Origin of the sequence: Vagococcus teuberi (genome assembly GCF_001870205.1) — a bacterium.
GTDB classification, from domain to species: domain Bacteria; phylum Bacillota; class Bacilli; order Lactobacillales; family Vagococcaceae; genus Vagococcus; species Vagococcus teuberi.
This window is the reverse complement of the sequence record NZ_CP017268.1, coordinates 1-15,225: the sequence shown is the minus strand read 5'-3', so window position 1 is coordinate 15,225 and position 15,225 is coordinate 1. Positions and strand designations below refer to the sequence as shown.

Sequence of the window (15,225 nt, the reverse complement as noted above, 5' to 3'; positions counted from 1 at the left end):
AAAAGTATTTTAATAAATAAGATAGATGAGTAATCTAATTATGAAAATGGATGGAGAATAGTTATGAAAAGTAGAGCTGCTGTTGCATTTGGTCCAAATAAACCATTAGAAATTGTAGAGATTGATGTGGAAGATCCAAAAGAAAATGAAGTTATGGTTAAAATATTGTATACATCTGTCTGCCATACAGATGCTTATACTTTATCAGGTGAAGATCCTGAAGGTGTATTTCCTGTTGTGTTAGGACATGAGGGAGCTGGAGTCGTTGTAAAAGTTGGTTCTGGTGTTACATCCGTTAAAGAAGGAGATCACGTTATACCTTTATACACAGCAGAATGTGGTAAATGTAAATTTTGTTTATCTGGAAAAACAAATTTATGTTCTGCTGTAAGAGAATCACAGGGAAAAGGAGTAATGCCTGATGGTACAACTCGTTTTTCATATAACGGTGAACCAATTTATCATTACATGGGTACCAGTACTTTTAGTGAGTATACAGTAGTAAACGAAATTAATTTAGTGAAAATAAATGAAAATGCACCATTAGAAAAAGTTGGATTGCTAGGTTGTGGTGTTACAACAGGTATAGGTGCAGTTGAAAATACAGCAAAAGTCGAAGAAGGGGCTATTACTGCTGTATTTGGTTTAGGAGCTATTGGTCTTGCAGTTATTCAAGGTTTAAAGAAAGTTAATGCTCAACGTATTATTGCAGTCGATACGAATCCTGATAAATGGGAATTAGCGAAAAAGATGGGAGCTACTGACTTTGTAAATCCTAAAGATTATGAAAAACCAATACAAGAAGTAATAGTTGAAATGACAGATGGAGGTGTAGACTATAGTTTCGAATGCATTGGAAATGTTGAAGTAATGCGATCTGCATTAGAATCATGCCATAAAGGATGGGGAGAGAGTATTATTATTGGAGTTGCTGGAGCAGGAAAAGAGATTCACACGCGCCCATTCCAATTAGTAACAGGACGTGTATGGAAAGGCTCTGCTTTTGGAGGAGTGAAAGGTCGAACTCAATTACCTGGCATGGTTGAAGAATTTATGGATGGAAAGATTGATTTAGATTCGTTTATTACACATAGACTAAGTTTCTCTCAAATTAATGAATCATTTGAGTTACTGCATAACGGTGAATCAATTCGAACTATGTTAACTTATGGAGATTAGATGTATGGACTTGAAAATATTGGAAATTCATACTTCTTTTGGTGGAAAGCAAATTAAATGCCAGCATACTTCAAAAATTTTGAAATGTGAAATGATATTTAGTTTATTTTTACCAAAATCTAAATCAGAAACAGTTCCACTTATTTGGTGGTTGGCAGGTTTAACTTGTACAGATGATAATTTTAGTCAAAAAGGAGCATTTCAGAAATATGCCTCTGAGCAAAACGTTGCATTTATTATGCCAGATACATCACCTAGAGGCAATGTTGCTGATAGTGATGACTGGGATTTAGGACAGGGAGCTAGTTTTTATATAAATGCTACTTTAGAACCATGGAAAGAAAATTTTCAAATGTATGATTATCTAACTAAAGAACTTCCTGAATTGGTGTACACTTTAATTCCAAATTTCTCAGGAAAAGAAAGCATTATGGGACATTCAATGGGAGGTCATGGAGCATTAGTACTTGGGCTAAGAAATCCAAACCGATTTGTTTCTATCTCAGCATTTGCTCCAATATCTAATCCAAGCAACGTTCCTTGGGGAAAAAAAGCCTTCTCCTCTTATTTAGGAAATGATAAGTCAGCATGGAAAGAATGGGATGCTACAGAAATTATAAAAAAATCAACCAAAAATAATGTTCCGATATTAATAACACAAGGTACAGATGATAACTTCTATGAGTTACAGTTAGATGAAGAGGCATTTTTATCTGCTGCTAAAAATGTTGATAGAGACGTAACATATAAAAGAGAAATAGGTTATGATCATAGTTATTTTACTATAGCAACATTTATTGAAAGTCATATTAAATTTCATTTAAGAGAATTAAAAAAAATATAAAAGGAAAGCCTTCAGAATTATACTGAAGGCTTTAAGTATTTTGTAGAGTTAACATAAATCAAATTATACCTAGTGAAATCAAAGACAATCAAACTTGTAATTGATTATTACAATCTGTTTATATATAATCAAGTATGAACTTGAATGAGTGATTTTGGAGGAATAAACGTGACAAATGAAATATGTGAGATTACTTGTATTCATGAGGAGCAAGTAACTAATTCAAAAGAGAGATTAAAAAATACTAATAGCAAAGATCTAAGTTCTTTATTTAAAATTTTATCAGATGAAAATAGATTCAAAATATTACATGCTTTAGCTTATGAAGATCAACTATGTGTATGTGACGTAGCCAATATTATTGGAGCAACTATGGCAAATACATCACATCATTTGCAATCATTAAAAAAATTAGGTGTTGTAGATAGTAAAAAAATAGGCAAATTAGTTTATTATTTTAGTTCTGATGATAGGATTGTTGAATTGATAAATTTAGGGAAACAACTAGAACAGGGTGATAGATGTGAGTAAAGAAACTTCTAGTAAAACATATCGAGTAGAGGGATTAAGCTGTACGAATTGTGCTGCTAAATTTGAAAAAAATGTTAAAAGTATTGAAGGTGTAACAGATGCAAAAGTAAACTTTGGTGCTGGAAAAATTAAAGTTGAGGGAACATCTTCCATTCAAGAAATTAAGTCTGCTGGAGCTTTTGAAAATCTAATTATTCAAGATGAGGACAATCAAGAATCTGAAGGGGGACAGAAAGACTCTTTCTTGAAACGTAATTGGAAATTAGTTATTTCAGTAATATTAATAGCGATAGCTTTTTATTTTAGAGCTACTGTAGGCGAGAATGATATCATAACTAAAAGCTTATTTATATCAGCCATCGTTATTGGTGGATTTAGTTTATTTACAGAAGGAATTAAGGATTTACTTAAATTAAACTTTTCAATGGAAGTTTTAATGACAGTAGCAATTATAGGCGCATCAATTATAGGTGAATGGGCTGAAGGTTCTATTGTAGTTATCTTATTCGCTGTTAGTGAAGCCCTTGAACGATTTTCAATGGATAGAGCAAGACAATCTATTCGTTCGTTAATGGATATAGCACCAAAAGAAGCTTTGATTAGAAGAAATAACGAAGAAAAAATGATAAATGTTTCTGATATTCAAATAGGAGATATTATGATTATTAAACCAGGGCAAAAAATAGCTATGGATGGGGTAGTCATTAAAGGACATTCTGCTGTTAATCAAGCAGCAATAACGGGTGAGTCTGTTCCAATTGAAAAACAAATTAAGGACGAAATTTTTGCAGGAACTTTAAATGAAGAGGGAATTTTAGAAGTGGAAGTGACTAAACATGTTAATGATACAACCATTGCTAAAATCATTCATTTAGTGGAAGAAGCACAAGGAGAACGAGCACCTGCACAAGCATTCGTTGATAACTTTGCTAAATATTATACCCCTTCTATCATGGCTATTTCGGCTTTAATTATCATTATTCCACCATTGTTTTTTGGTGGTGATTGGAATAAGTGGTTGTACCAGGGGTTATCACTATTAGTAGTTGGTTGTCCTTGTTCATTAGTTATCTCAACACCTGTTTCAATCGTTTCAGCTATTGGAAATTCAGCTAAAAATGGTGTGCTGGTAAAGGGAGGTATTTATCTCGAAGAAATCGGAGGATTAAAAGCAATCGCTTTTGATAAAACAGGGACTTTAACCAAAGGAACGCCTTCTGTAACAGACTTTGTTTTAAGTGACACAAATCAAGAAAATCAGTACTTATCTATCATTTCAGCGTTAGAAATACTTTCTCAACATCCTTTAGCTTCAGCCATTCTTAAAGAAGCTGATAGAAGAGAGTCAAACTATCAAATGATCGATATTATGAATTTTAAATCAGTAACTGGTAAAGGAATTAAAGGTGATTATCAAGGTACAACTTATTTTGTTGGAAGTCCTAAATTATTTGATTCAGAATTAATTAGGCAAGCTAGTGTCATGAAAATTTATGAGAAGTTACAAGAGCAAGGAAAAACCGTCATGATTTTTGGAACAGCACAAAATATTTTGGCAATTATCGCAGTTGCTGATGAATTAAGAAAGTCAAGTTCAGAAATAATCGCTAAGCTTCATCAGTTAGGTATTGAACATACAATTATGTTAACTGGTGACAATATCAGAACAGCTAAATCAATTGGAGAACAAGTTGGTATGACAGACATTAAAGGTGATTTAATGCCACAAGATAAGTTAGATTATATTAAAGAGCTTAAAGAAAAGTATGGAAAAGTGGCTATGGTAGGAGACGGAGTAAATGATGCTCCTGCGTTAGCATCAGCAACTGTTGGGATTGCAATGGGTGGGGCTGGAACGGACACTGCTTTAGAAACAGCTGATGTTGCCTTAATGGGTGATGATTTGCAAAAGTTACCGTTTATTGTTAATCTTAGTCGAAAAACATTAAAAATTATAAAACAAAATATTACTTTCTCTTTAAGCATTAAATTCTTAGCTTTATTGCTAATTATTCCAGGATGGTTATCACTTTGGATTGCTATTGTTGCAGATATGGGAGCAACTTTATTAGTAACACTTAATGGATTGAGATTGATGAAACAGAAGTAAGAAATAGTTATTTATCTCGTTGATTAACATAATCTAATATTATACGAAGAATAAGGCTCTCGGAATTGGTTCTGAGGGCCTCTATAGTGTTTCTTGGTACTAAGTATCTATTTTATTTTAAATGTGTCAGAGTTAACATAAATTAGTTGCAAAATTTGATATAATACTCATGCTGTCTTCCTTTTGGCTGAAATCTTCAGCAAGAAGGGAGGTTATTCAGTTGCATATCTTATTTGACGTCTTACTTGGAATTATGATTAATGTTATTGCCCATAGCATTAGTAAATGGCTAGATTCTAAGGACAAGAAAGACAGCTAGCCTCACGTTATTTGTTTGAAATAATCAAACAAGTAATGAAAAGAGAAAAGAGCCAGTTCGGTTGCCCCCGACTGGCTCTTTTTGGTTATTCAATGCACATCTTATTTGTAAAATCATTATATCATGATTTTAATTTTCTATCAAAATATCAATAATTTAGTTTTTATGAATCCACCCTATAATTATTGATTAACATAAATAAAATTATCCAAAGTTAAAAGTAATTAATATGAATGTCATTATTCTAATATAAATAATAATGAAAATAGCTGAATACTTTACGATTTTTTTAAAAGAATATATAATGTTCTCATTCACTAGGAGGTGATTGAGATGATAATATCATCTTTAATTACATTCAAAGTTTGGTTCTGTTGCAAAGTTTTAAATAAAGAATAAAATCCCTTACGGTATCTATGATTTAAGCTGGGATTCCCAATAATACCTTGATTTCAGTACAGACCGAAAACCCGAAGAGAGTGCCTTCTTTTCGGGTTTTCTTATATAATCCTCGGATGGCTTCCATACCTTTAATCGTGGTAGAGGCAGTGCGTAAACTTCGATAGAATTTATTGCGTCTCTTTACTGGACGATGGTCTTGTTCAATCAAATTATTCAGGTATTTAATGGTACGATGTTCTGTCCCTTGATAAAAGCCGTATTCTTTTAGTTTCTTAAAGGCACTTGTAATAGAGGGGGCTTTATCTGTGACTACAACCTTCGGTTCATCAAACTGCTTCACTAACCGCTTAAGAAAAGCATAGGCTGCTTGTGTGTCCCGTTTTTTACGTAACCAAATATCCAAGGTTAAACCATCTGCATCGATGGCTCGATACAAATAATGCCATTTTCCTTTAATTTTGATGTACGTTTCATCCATTTTCCATGAATAAAAGGATTTTTTATTTTTCTTTTTCCAAATTTGATAGAGTAGTTTGCCATATTCTTGCACCCAACGATAAATCGTCGTATGAGAAACGTTAATGCCACGATCATATAAGATTTCTTGAACTTCACGATAGCTAAGGTTATAACGAAGATAGTAGCCCACGGCTACAATAATCACATCCTGCTGAAATTGCTTTCCTTTAAAATGATTCATCGTCATTCCTCCTGCTATCTTTTTCTATTATTCTACCTTATTTGATAGTAGATTTAAAACTTTGCAACAGAACCAGAAAACCACTCTCACATTTTACTTGCAGCAGTCGCTAATCGCTCCTTTGCTAAAACATAACCCCGTATTCAATAAAAATTTTAGAATAGTGCTAAAACGCTAAAAAAGAGCTCTATAAGCTCGTTTAATATAAATATCATATAAAGATATTAAAACGTCTTTCAGACGGTCAGGGCAAGCCCTAACAACCCTTAAATAAAGCACAACGCCTGTTCACATAAAGTTTATTATTTAAACACACTTTTTTAAGCGAATCTTAAGCTATTTTAGGTAAACTATTTCTTGTGAACAACAATGTAGTATAAACTTAATTAACTTGTGGGTGAACGAGGTGTTTTAACTCAGTGAGATTTAACAATTGTTCATTCTCTTATCTTGAGGTGTAGGTTCGAATCCTACCATCCACGTTTGTTTCTTTCCCCCAAAAAGAAATAAAAGCTAATAATCTTTTTTTCATTTTTATCCTTCCTTCTCTCATCATATGATGAGAGTTTTTTTGTTTTATCAACGATTAAATTAGCTAATCCAATTCATTATTATGATGATTAACGCATAAAAAACGGAAGTCTAACCTTATGTGTCAGACTTCCATTGATTTATATCTCTTTTGAGTTCACGATTATCATCATATTGATGAATTAAATTAATGAGTTAACATAAATCAAATTATGCCAAGTAAATTTTATTTAATATTATGCTTGCCCTAGAGTGAACTCTAGGGTTTATACTTTATTTAAAAGAGGTGATAAGAATGAAAATAAAAGAAGCTGCTGAAATGTTTAGTTTGCCCATTGATACTTTACGTTACTATGAAAGAATTGAAATTATTCCCCCAGTCAAGCGAAATGAAAGTGGTTATAGAGAATATCAATTACAAGATTTGAATTGGATATTTTTAGTGACTAACTTAAGAAAAGCAGGTATTTCAATAGAGTCTTTAATCGAATTTTCAAGATTAGCTCAATTAAAGGATAAACAAAATGTGGAACAAGCTCAAAAAGATATTTTAAATGAACAATTGGATGAATTAAACGAAAAAATAGCAGAATTAACTCAAACTAGAGAGCTACTAGAATATAAGATTAATTCATTTGATGACCATATTACACAATTTAAATTAGGTAAAGTAACACCTGACAATGTAGAAAAATTATGGGAATTTAATAAAAAATCGGAGGAATAGAAATGAAAAATATAAAACTAAATAACGGAGTAGAAGTTCCTTTAGTAGGATTTGGAACTTTCCAAATTACTGAACCTTTAGAAGCTGAAAAAGCAGTTATAAATGCGATTAAATCGGGTTATAGACACATAGATACGGCTCAAAGCTATATGAATGAAGAAGCAGTAGGAAAAGGAATTTCAAAATCAGGCGTCGCTCGATCAGAATTATTTATCACAACGAAAATTTGGGTAGAAAATGTATCTTATAAAGGCGTTTTAGATTCGTTTGAAAGATCTTTAAAGAGATTAGACCTTGAATACATAGATTTGTTGTTAATTCATCAACCCTACAATGATGTTTATGGAGCTTGGAAAGCAATGGAAGAGTTACAAGAAAGCGGACGTGTTAGAGCAATAGGAGTATCTAATTTTAGTGTCGATCGTGTTGTTGATTTGGCAGCTTTTAATAAAGTAGCTCCTCAAGTTAATCAAATTGAAATCAATCCTTTTCATCAACAAACAGAGACTATAGAAGCTCTAAAAAATGAAAAAGTAGTAGTAGAAGCTTGGGCGCCATTTGCTGAAGGTAAAAACAATATTTTTTCAAATCCTATTTTAAAAGATATTGGTGATAAATATAATAAATCAGTTGCTCAAGTTATTGTTCGTTGGCTTGTGGAACAAGATATCTTAGTGCTTACTAAGTCAGTTAATATCAATCGAATGAAAGAAAATATAGATGTGTTTGATTTTTCTTTATCAACTGAAGATAAAGAAAAAATAGCAGAATTAGATTTATCTACCAGTCAATTCTTTTCTCACTCAGATCCAGAAATGGTGAAGTGGATGGCTAGTCGTAAATTAGGTATTTAGTTATTTAACTTGTTGGTAAACATAATCTCCATTTTACGAAGTACCACATCTACCAACACATCGAGACACCTACTTTGTGAATCACCAATGGTCTACCTCAAGTTAAAAAAGGAATCCCAAGTTAACGGGATTCCTTTTTTGCGTTCCTTGTGAAGCGACGTTGATCGAAAAGTGTGAGTCATGTTATTCAATCAATCTATCAAAGGATTCACTCATAGGATAGCTAACTGAGTTCTTACAAAAGATAAGGATGAACAGAAATTTTCGTTTTGCGAGCATAGACCGTGGATACCCACCGTCGATATTTGACACTCCCTCTCCCTAAAACGAGAGTGGAGGTTGCGTCAATGGTTGGGGTGTTCCCCAATCCCCCAGAGAGAAAAAGAGAATCGCTTAAATCATCCTTGAGAGCTCGTTTAATGTCTTAAGAGGGAGTGGGAGACGTCTCACAACATCATGGACGAGAGACCCTCTCAGACATGAAAATAGGCAAGATGGGCACAGGTTGCTTCGCTTGCAAAAGGTCATCCCTCCCTAAAACACAAGACAAAGAAAGAGTGGAAGTTAGTCAATACATTGTCTGACTTCTACTATTAGATAGGGTGAACGGAATCAGAGAAAAGAGGGCATGTCTGATTAAGAAAAACCATTTTTGAGTTGCGCCAAGATCTCTTGTTTCCATGAATCGTCTTCAGAGGAAGTCATTGGTTGAGCATGGAAGTCTGTCTCATGCGTTCCTCGAGGATACCCCAAGACTTTATCTTTTGCGAGCCACTTTTCTTTTTGAGTAAGCTCTGAGTTGTGGTCGATGTTGAATAATTTTTGTCGTAAGTCTTCGCGTTCCCCTTTAGAAAAATCATTCGCATTCTTTGCCTCTGGTTTAAACGAAAACTGATACCCAACGACAGGTTTTCCTCGACCTTTCCCATATTTCTTTCGAATAGTAAGACCTTTAAATAAGGGAGTCATTTCAGTCTTTATAGGAGTTAAAATTTTTTGATCGATATTACCTTGCTTGTAAGATTTAGGAATATCCAATAGTTCATGAAAATCTTCTTTAGAAAAATAAGCATATCCGGTGGTACGGAATTGTTTCAATAGCCGAAACATGGTTTTTGAGTAACTACTTTGTAAGTCATTAAACTGTTGACGAGAATAGCGAACCTATTCATCTAATCCCTTCAGCAAAGGTAGAGCATCTTCAAATAATTGAATATCTACATATGGTTCATCTGTATCACCGTTTATTTTAAATCGAGTAAACATAACAAACATCTCAACAGACAGACCACTTTCACTTCGCCTACCAAACTTAAGTGAAAGTATTTTTTCATAAGTAGATTTTAAGTCATCTATAAAACGATTATTTGCGGTCGGTTTATAATCACTTAACTCTTTGAGTTGGTCAAATGAAAATCGAACAGTTTGGTTTCCTTTATCTCGTAATCTTGAAATTATAGAAAAAAATAAGGGTTCTATTGCAAAGTTAAAAAAAATAAAATCAATTTCTATATACGAGCTAATCTTATACAGTCCGTATCAATAAATTGTTTGTTTCAGTTATGACTGAAAAGCCAAAGAGATTTCCGTCTCTTTGGCTTTTTTATATAGAGCATGTACTGTTTCAATTCCTTTGATTGTTGAGGAAACTGTCCTCAATGAAAATTTCAAAAAAATTACTAAAGAATACGAGGAGATAAATATGAGTATTTTAATAATATACGCATACCCAAATCATCAAGGTTTTAACTCTCAAATATTAAAAACAGTCAAAAATAGTCTACCTAAAACAAATAATGTGAAAACTTTAGATCTTTATCAAGATGAATTTAATCCTGTATTATATTTTGATAACGATAATAAAAGAAGAGATTTAAAATCTGATCCTAGCACTGAAAAGTATAGAAACGATATTATTTGGGCAGACCATTTAATCTTTATATTTCCTATCTGGTGGAGTAGCATGCCAGCTATTTTAAAAGGCTATATTGATAAAGTATTCGCATCTGGATTTGATTATGAGTTTAATGGATTAATGCCAACTCCTCTATTACCTGGAAAAACAGCTAACATTATTACTACCCATGACACACCTAATTTTTATGTCAAATTTTTCCAACAAGATTATGGAATGGTTTTAAAAAACAATCTTTAAAAATGTGTGGAATTAAAACAACTAATTTTTTAACAATACCATACTTAAGAAATTCAAATGAGAAAAAAATAATAAATTTTTTACATAAAGTTTCAACGACTATGTCGAAAATCAAAAAAAACCCTCAAACGAGTGGTTTTTCTTTATATTTTAGTTCACTATTCTGATAATAATAATGAACTCAAACCCTTGTTAAATCAACAAATAAAACAACCGACCTAATTTATACAATCATTAGGTCGGTTTATTCATATTTTTAAGTAAAATATGCAAGATTCTACTTTAAAGATGATAGATAAAATCATTTTTAAAAATAATAATAAAACAGGAGACCATTGAATTGAAATTAATGCCGATAACACAGTCATAATTATTTTATTTATCTATTCTAATCTATCCAGCTGTTTTATGAAGAGAATGATTAAACAAATACGTAACAAATAATGATATACTATGATAAAAGTATTTGACATTGCCTATATGACAAATGGATTAGGCTGTTTTATCCATAATCTACCCCTACAATGAAAAATAAGGAGATTGATATGAATATTTCAGATAAACTAAAAAATAATCGTAAACAAGCAGGTTTGACTCAAGAAGAAATTGCTCAAACATTACATGTTTCTAGACAAACAATTTCTAACTGGGAAACAGGTAGAAGTATTCCTGATATTTATAGTTTAGTAGAATTAAGTAATATTTATGATATTTCCTTAGATCATTTAGTGAAGGAGGATATCATCATGATGAATGAATTAAAAAAAGAGAATAAAGAGAAAAAAATAATCAATCGAGCTATTATTTTAAGTGCTGTCGGAGTAATACTAATGATAATCAGCTCGTTTATTAAAAGCTCTCATATTCAAGATTTTTCTAGAGGGTTTGGAATGGGCTTGTTACTAACAAGTGCTATTGTTTTAATTTTAACTAAAGTTCTACGAGGAATTTATAAATGAGGCTGACCCAAAAGTCTAAAAATAGAAAAAATCCCATGAAATAAGTTTATTAAAATCTTGATTTCATGGGATTTCTATTTTATTAGTTTAGTGATTTTTATTTAAAAAGTGACTTTTCGATCAGCCTCTATTTATTTACGGTATATAAACGTGAGTTAGGGTATAAAATTCTGCTCAAAATATTTTAAGGATTTAAGGATATAAATATCCAGTTAGCCGAATAACCTAGAAAAAAAGCTTTTTTTCTTTTGTTTATTATCAACTTCTTCATTGTCTAAGATTGTCTCTTTTTCTTCTTGTACAGTCTCAGACTTGTCTTGACTATGTTTTAGACTTTCTATATACAAATTATTGTCTTGTAGTTGTTTAGTTAAAAGTTGTTGATTTTTCGTCAACTCAGCCAATGTTTCATTAGATTCTTTAAACCCTTTAGCTAGCTTATTATAGTTATCTTGAAGAATATCAAATTGTCTATTTCGAGTATCTAATTCTTTCTTTAACAAGTCTATCGCCATTAAGACATCTTTGTCTGAATCTTGTACATTAATTGTATTAACATTGTCTGATTTCTGTCTTTCTAGTGTCTCACTAGATGAAGTAATCCCTCTTAATTCTAATATGTATTGTATTCCTACATCCGTTAATTTCTTCGTTCCTGTTGAACTGTCAACACACTCATTATATAAATTAATATTTGTTTCCTCTAAATCATTCATTATCGAATAAACAGATGCTCTGGGAACATTGTACTGTTTAGAAAACTTTCCAAACGTCAACATATTAATTACTTCCTTTCAGCCAATTATACATAGGTACTTTTGGTAAATCCTCTTGAACAATCTTATCCTGTTTATCAAACAAAAATTTAAGTCTTACTACAGATCTACCTTTTTTGATTTTTTCAACTCTAATATTTTTAAAAATATTATTTAACTCTTCCATTGCAGGATTCAAAACTTGTCTGTCTATATCCGTCATTCTATAACTGTCTGGTATGTCTAATATCTGTCTAAAACTATCCATATTAACCACATAAAAACCAGTGTCTCTATACTGTTTAAGCAGTCTATAAAGTGTCTTAGTGTATCTACTACTAAGAGTTGTAAACTCTTTTAATTCATACTTAGTAAATTCAATTTGTAAATCATTTAAAATGTATTCTAAATCTGGATTAACTCGGATAGACACTTCTTGTTTATTTTCGTCTATTGAAAATTTGGTAAATAATACAAAGTACTCTGTTAAACCTTTTTCTTTTGTTCTATAGGTTAACGTCAACAGCTTTTGATACATTAAATCAGTATCTTGTATGAATCGACGATAACTTTTATCTGATTGGCCTGATATCTTTTTTAAATTATCAAAACTCAAACGAATATCTTGGTTTCCTTTATCTTTCATCTTGCTGCATACTGCAAAAAATATATCCATTTCAACAGATCTAAATTTTTTCAACGGTACAAGATTTAGATCATTTCTGTATACAACTGTCTCGTTAGACTCCATATTATCACCTCTTAGACAATATTATACAGATAAAATAAGGATATAACAATAATTTTTTATAGTTTAATAGGCTTCTTTTTTGGTAATTTATATCCTCGTTCTGGATATTTATATCCTTATACCGGTAATTTATATCCTCGTTCTGGATATTTATATCCTTATACCGGTAATTTATATCCTCATTCTGGATATTTATATCCTTATACCCCTGTTCAGACTTACTCTAACAAGGGACACAGCCTTCCTACAAAGTACTTACAAAGATTTACAAAGTAATACAATAATATTAAATAAAGTAAAATCTATGTATTCTTAAATCAACATCATTATTTATAACTAATCTACATATTGTCGCAAACATAAAATGATAGATGATACCTAATATCGCTATGTTTTTTGATATCATAACTCATAATAAAATAAAGGAGGTTAGGTTTTATGAATATTTCAGAAGAAATTAAAAATCAATGATTAAAAAATAATTTGACGCAGGAACAATTATCAGAAATCTTAAATGTTTCAAGATCAACCGTTTCAAGTTGGGAAGTAGGAAGAAATTACCCTGATTTAGAAACAATTATTGCTATTGAGACTGACCCAAAAGTCACTTTTTAAATAAAAATCACTAAACTAATAAAATAGAAATCCCATGAAATCAAGATTTTAATAAACTTATTTCATGGGATTTTTTCTATTTTTAGACTTTTGGGTCAGCCTCTTTAAATTTATTTTACGATAATTATACCTGTTTTATTTAAAATTTGTCAGAATTAACATAAATCACGTTATGCATAGTTAAAAATCAGATGTTATACTTATCATAACCACTTGATATAAGTGTCATAGAAAGTAAGTTTTTAACACACTCCTCAATCCATTAATCTATATTTTCTCAATTATTTGAGAAAATATAGATTAATAAATAACAACAGGTCCATAAGGTTTCCTACTAAAAATCGAAAGATAAAAACCTTAAATATAATATACAAGGATGAGAACATGAATACATACAATAAAAAAGATAATCCATTTTTAGTGAAAATTAATAGTGAATTACATTTTAACATCGAGGATATTATTATTCTAATTTGTTCTATTTTTATTGCATCTATTGGTTTGAATATGAATTCAACACCAATTGTTATAGGAGCAATGCTTATTTCTCCTCTAATGACTTCTGTGATAGGGATAGGAATTAGTTTGGCTTTTCAAGACACTTCCATTTTAAGAAAATCAATAACCTTACTAGCGCTACAGGTAATTGTTAGTCTAGTTGTTTCAACGCTATATTTTTCTTTCTCACCACTTACTTATGCAAGTAGTGAAATAATAGCCAGAACAAATCCTACAATCTGGGATGTTGTGATTGCTTTTACAGGAGGAGTAGCTGGTGTAATAGGGTTTAAGAAAAAAACTGCTAATAATATTGTTCCTGGAGTTGCTATTGCTACAGCACTTATGCCACCTCTTTGTACATTGGGATATGCTATTTCAATTCAGAGTATGACTTATATTTTTGGTGCGTTCTATTTGTTTGTTATTAATATCTTTTTCATCAGTCTTTCGACATTTATAACTGTTTATATTTTTGAAGCAAAACATGATAAGCAGATTGATTCAATAAAAAAGAAATCAACAAATGCAATGTTCATTATCTTGACGATTATTATTATTATACCTAGTATTTATACGGCTTCGTCAATGGTCAAAGATTCATTAAATGAAAATAATTTAAATCGATTTATTGAAAGTGAATTAAAAGACTCACTGATTTTAGAAAAGAAAATCTCAAAAGAAAAAAAGACAATTCATTTAACATTATCAGATACAAGTATCAATGATACTAAATTACAAAGTTTACAGAATAAATTACCAGAATATCATCTAGGTAATATGGATTTAAATATTAAACAAATTACTGAAACAGATAGTTTATCTGGAAAAGAATTAGAACATTTAATTCGACAGCTGATTGACTCAGAAACTTCTGTGAGACCGTCCGTCAAGGAAGACCCCCAGACTCTAGAGGACTTCATTATTGAAAAAAACAAAATAATAAAAACAAACTTTCCACTTGATATTAAAAAATTATATATGAATTCAGAAGTAGCTAGTAATGAAAAACAAATTAAAAACGTGCTAACCATAGAGCTTAAATCCAATCTTACGAAGAGTTTGGAAAGTGACATAGAAAGCTATGTTTTAGATACTTATAATAATAAGATAGATAATTTATCAATAGTATTTAAGGAAGATGAGAATTAGATAAAGCGAAGATTGAAAATGGCTATGAGTTAGTCAAGAAAAGTTAACACGTGCTTAATAGATATAGAGAACAGTTTTTGACATACATAAATTCAAAAAAAAGATAAAAAGGAGTGAGAGAAAACCACTCTCACATTTTACTT

11 protein-coding genes and 4 pseudogenes are annotated in these 15,225 nt (G+C 31.1%); 10 read left to right on the top strand and 5 right to left on the bottom strand.

Going from position 1 to position 15,225, the window contains the following annotated elements:
* Nucleotides 1-63: 63 nt before the first annotated feature.
* From BHY08_RS10620 to BHY08_RS10605, 4 genes are all read left to right on the top strand, one after another.
* Nucleotides 64-1,179, top strand: a complete 1,116-nt coding sequence (locus BHY08_RS10620; RefSeq protein ID WP_071457904.1) for an S-(hydroxymethyl)glutathione dehydrogenase/class III alcohol dehydrogenase — start codon at nt 64-66, stop codon at nt 1,177-1,179.
* Between the two features lie 4 nt (nt 1,180-1,183).
* Nucleotides 1,184-2,023: an S-formylglutathione hydrolase gene (gene fghA, locus BHY08_RS10615; RefSeq protein ID WP_071457903.1), complete on the top strand. Its 840-nt coding sequence runs from the start codon at nt 1,184-1,186 to the stop codon at nt 2,021-2,023.
* A gap of 168 nt (nt 2,024-2,191) precedes the next feature.
* Nucleotides 2,192-2,554: an ArsR/SmtB family transcription factor gene (locus BHY08_RS10610; RefSeq protein ID WP_071457902.1), complete on the top strand. Its 363-nt coding sequence runs from the start codon at nt 2,192-2,194 to the stop codon at nt 2,552-2,554.
* Nucleotides 2,547-4,664 carry a heavy metal translocating P-type ATPase gene (locus BHY08_RS10605; protein ID WP_071457901.1) on the top strand — a complete coding sequence of 706 codons (2,118 nt, stop codon included), beginning with the start codon at nt 2,547-2,549 and terminating at the stop codon, nt 4,662-4,664. Before BHY08_RS10610 ends, BHY08_RS10605 begins: the two co-directional genes overlap by 8 nt.
* A gap of 740 nt (nt 4,665-5,404) precedes the next feature.
* Here BHY08_RS10605 and BHY08_RS10600 read toward each other — a convergent pair.
* Nucleotides 5,405-6,085, bottom strand: coding sequence for an IS6-like element IS1216 family transposase (locus BHY08_RS10600; protein WP_001015311.1), 681 nt, complete (start codon nt 6,083-6,085; stop codon nt 5,405-5,407).
* 826 nt (nt 6,086-6,911) lie between these two features.
* Between BHY08_RS10600 and BHY08_RS10595 the strand changes: the two genes are divergently transcribed.
* Both BHY08_RS10595 and BHY08_RS10590 read left to right on the top strand, forming a co-directional pair.
* Nucleotides 6,912-7,343: a MerR family transcriptional regulator gene (locus BHY08_RS10595; RefSeq protein WP_071457900.1), complete on the top strand. Its 432-nt coding sequence runs from the start codon at nt 6,912-6,914 to the stop codon at nt 7,341-7,343.
* Nucleotides 7,344-7,345: 2 nt separating this feature from the next.
* The gene (locus tag BHY08_RS10590) at nt 7,346-8,197 is read left to right on the top strand and encodes an aldo/keto reductase (RefSeq protein WP_071457899.1); all 852 of its coding nucleotides are present in this window, start codon (nt 7,346-7,348) and stop codon (nt 8,195-8,197) included.
* 636 nt (nt 8,198-8,833) lie between these two features.
* On the opposite strand, the pseudogene BHY08_RS10585 reads toward BHY08_RS10590, so the two are convergent.
* Both BHY08_RS10585 and BHY08_RS11190 read right to left on the bottom strand, forming a co-directional pair.
* A pseudogene (locus tag BHY08_RS10585) lies at nt 8,834-9,667 on the bottom strand (replication initiation protein); the annotation flags it as partial.
* Nucleotides 9,668-9,722: 55 nt separating this feature from the next.
* A pseudogene (locus tag BHY08_RS11190) lies at nt 9,723-9,859 on the bottom strand (IS6 family transposase); the annotation flags it as partial.
* Between the two features lie 40 nt (nt 9,860-9,899).
* Here BHY08_RS11190 and BHY08_RS10580 point away from each other — a divergent pair.
* Both BHY08_RS10580 and BHY08_RS10575 read left to right on the top strand, forming a co-directional pair.
* Nucleotides 9,900-10,519 (top strand): annotated as a pseudogene (locus BHY08_RS10580) (NAD(P)H-dependent oxidoreductase).
* A gap of 378 nt (nt 10,520-10,897) precedes the next feature.
* Nucleotides 10,898-11,311, top strand: a complete 414-nt coding sequence (locus BHY08_RS10575; RefSeq protein WP_071457898.1) for a helix-turn-helix domain-containing protein — start codon at nt 10,898-10,900, stop codon at nt 11,309-11,311.
* 212 nt (nt 11,312-11,523) lie between these two features.
* Here BHY08_RS10575 and BHY08_RS10570 read toward each other — a convergent pair whose 3' ends face one another.
* Entirely contained in the window at nt 11,524-12,090 is a 567-nt protein-coding gene (locus BHY08_RS10570) for a hypothetical protein (protein WP_071457897.1), read from the bottom strand.
* 1 nt (nt 12,091) lies between these two features.
* Nucleotides 12,092-12,817 (bottom strand): replication initiation protein, encoded by a 726-nt coding sequence (locus tag BHY08_RS10565; RefSeq protein ID WP_071457896.1) that lies wholly within the window; start codon nt 12,815-12,817, stop codon nt 12,092-12,094.
* Between the two features lie 483 nt (nt 12,818-13,300).
* Between BHY08_RS10565 and BHY08_RS10855 the strand changes: the two are divergent.
* Together BHY08_RS10855 and BHY08_RS10560 are read left to right on the top strand one after the other, a co-directional pair.
* Nucleotides 13,301-13,405: pseudogene (locus BHY08_RS10855) on the top strand (helix-turn-helix transcriptional regulator); the annotation flags it as partial.
* A 411-nt stretch (nt 13,406-13,816) separates the two neighbouring features.
* Nucleotides 13,817-15,082, top strand: a complete 1,266-nt coding sequence (locus BHY08_RS10560; protein ID WP_071457895.1) for a TIGR00341 family protein — start codon at nt 13,817-13,819, stop codon at nt 15,080-15,082.
* Nucleotides 15,083-15,225: the final 143 nt, after the last annotated feature.

What these genes read in the sequence shown, in the direction of transcription:
- BHY08_RS10570 (WP_071457897.1), bottom strand. Translation starts at nt 12,090, where the DNA reads ATGTTGACGTTTGGAAAGTTTTCTAAACAGTACAATGTTCCCAGAGCA.
- BHY08_RS10565 (WP_071457896.1), bottom strand. Translation starts at nt 12,817, where the DNA reads ATGGAGTCTAACGAGACAGTTGTATACAGAAATGATCTAAATCTTGTA.
- BHY08_RS10620 (WP_071457904.1), top strand. Translation starts at nt 64, where the DNA reads ATGAAAAGTAGAGCTGCTGTTGCATTTGGTCCAAATAAACCATTAGAA.
- BHY08_RS10600 (WP_001015311.1), bottom strand. Translation starts at nt 6,085, where the DNA reads ATGAATCATTTTAAAGGAAAGCAATTTCAGCAGGATGTGATTATTGTA.
- BHY08_RS10595 (WP_071457900.1), top strand. Translation starts at nt 6,912, where the DNA reads ATGAAAATAAAAGAAGCTGCTGAAATGTTTAGTTTGCCCATTGATACT.
- fghA (WP_071457903.1), top strand. Translation starts at nt 1,184, where the DNA reads ATGGACTTGAAAATATTGGAAATTCATACTTCTTTTGGTGGAAAGCAA.
- BHY08_RS10575 (WP_071457898.1), top strand. Translation starts at nt 10,898, where the DNA reads ATGAATATTTCAGATAAACTAAAAAATAATCGTAAACAAGCAGGTTTG.
- BHY08_RS10560 (WP_071457895.1), top strand. Translation starts at nt 13,817, where the DNA reads ATGAATACATACAATAAAAAAGATAATCCATTTTTAGTGAAAATTAAT.
- BHY08_RS10590 (WP_071457899.1), top strand. Translation starts at nt 7,346, where the DNA reads ATGAAAAATATAAAACTAAATAACGGAGTAGAAGTTCCTTTAGTAGGA.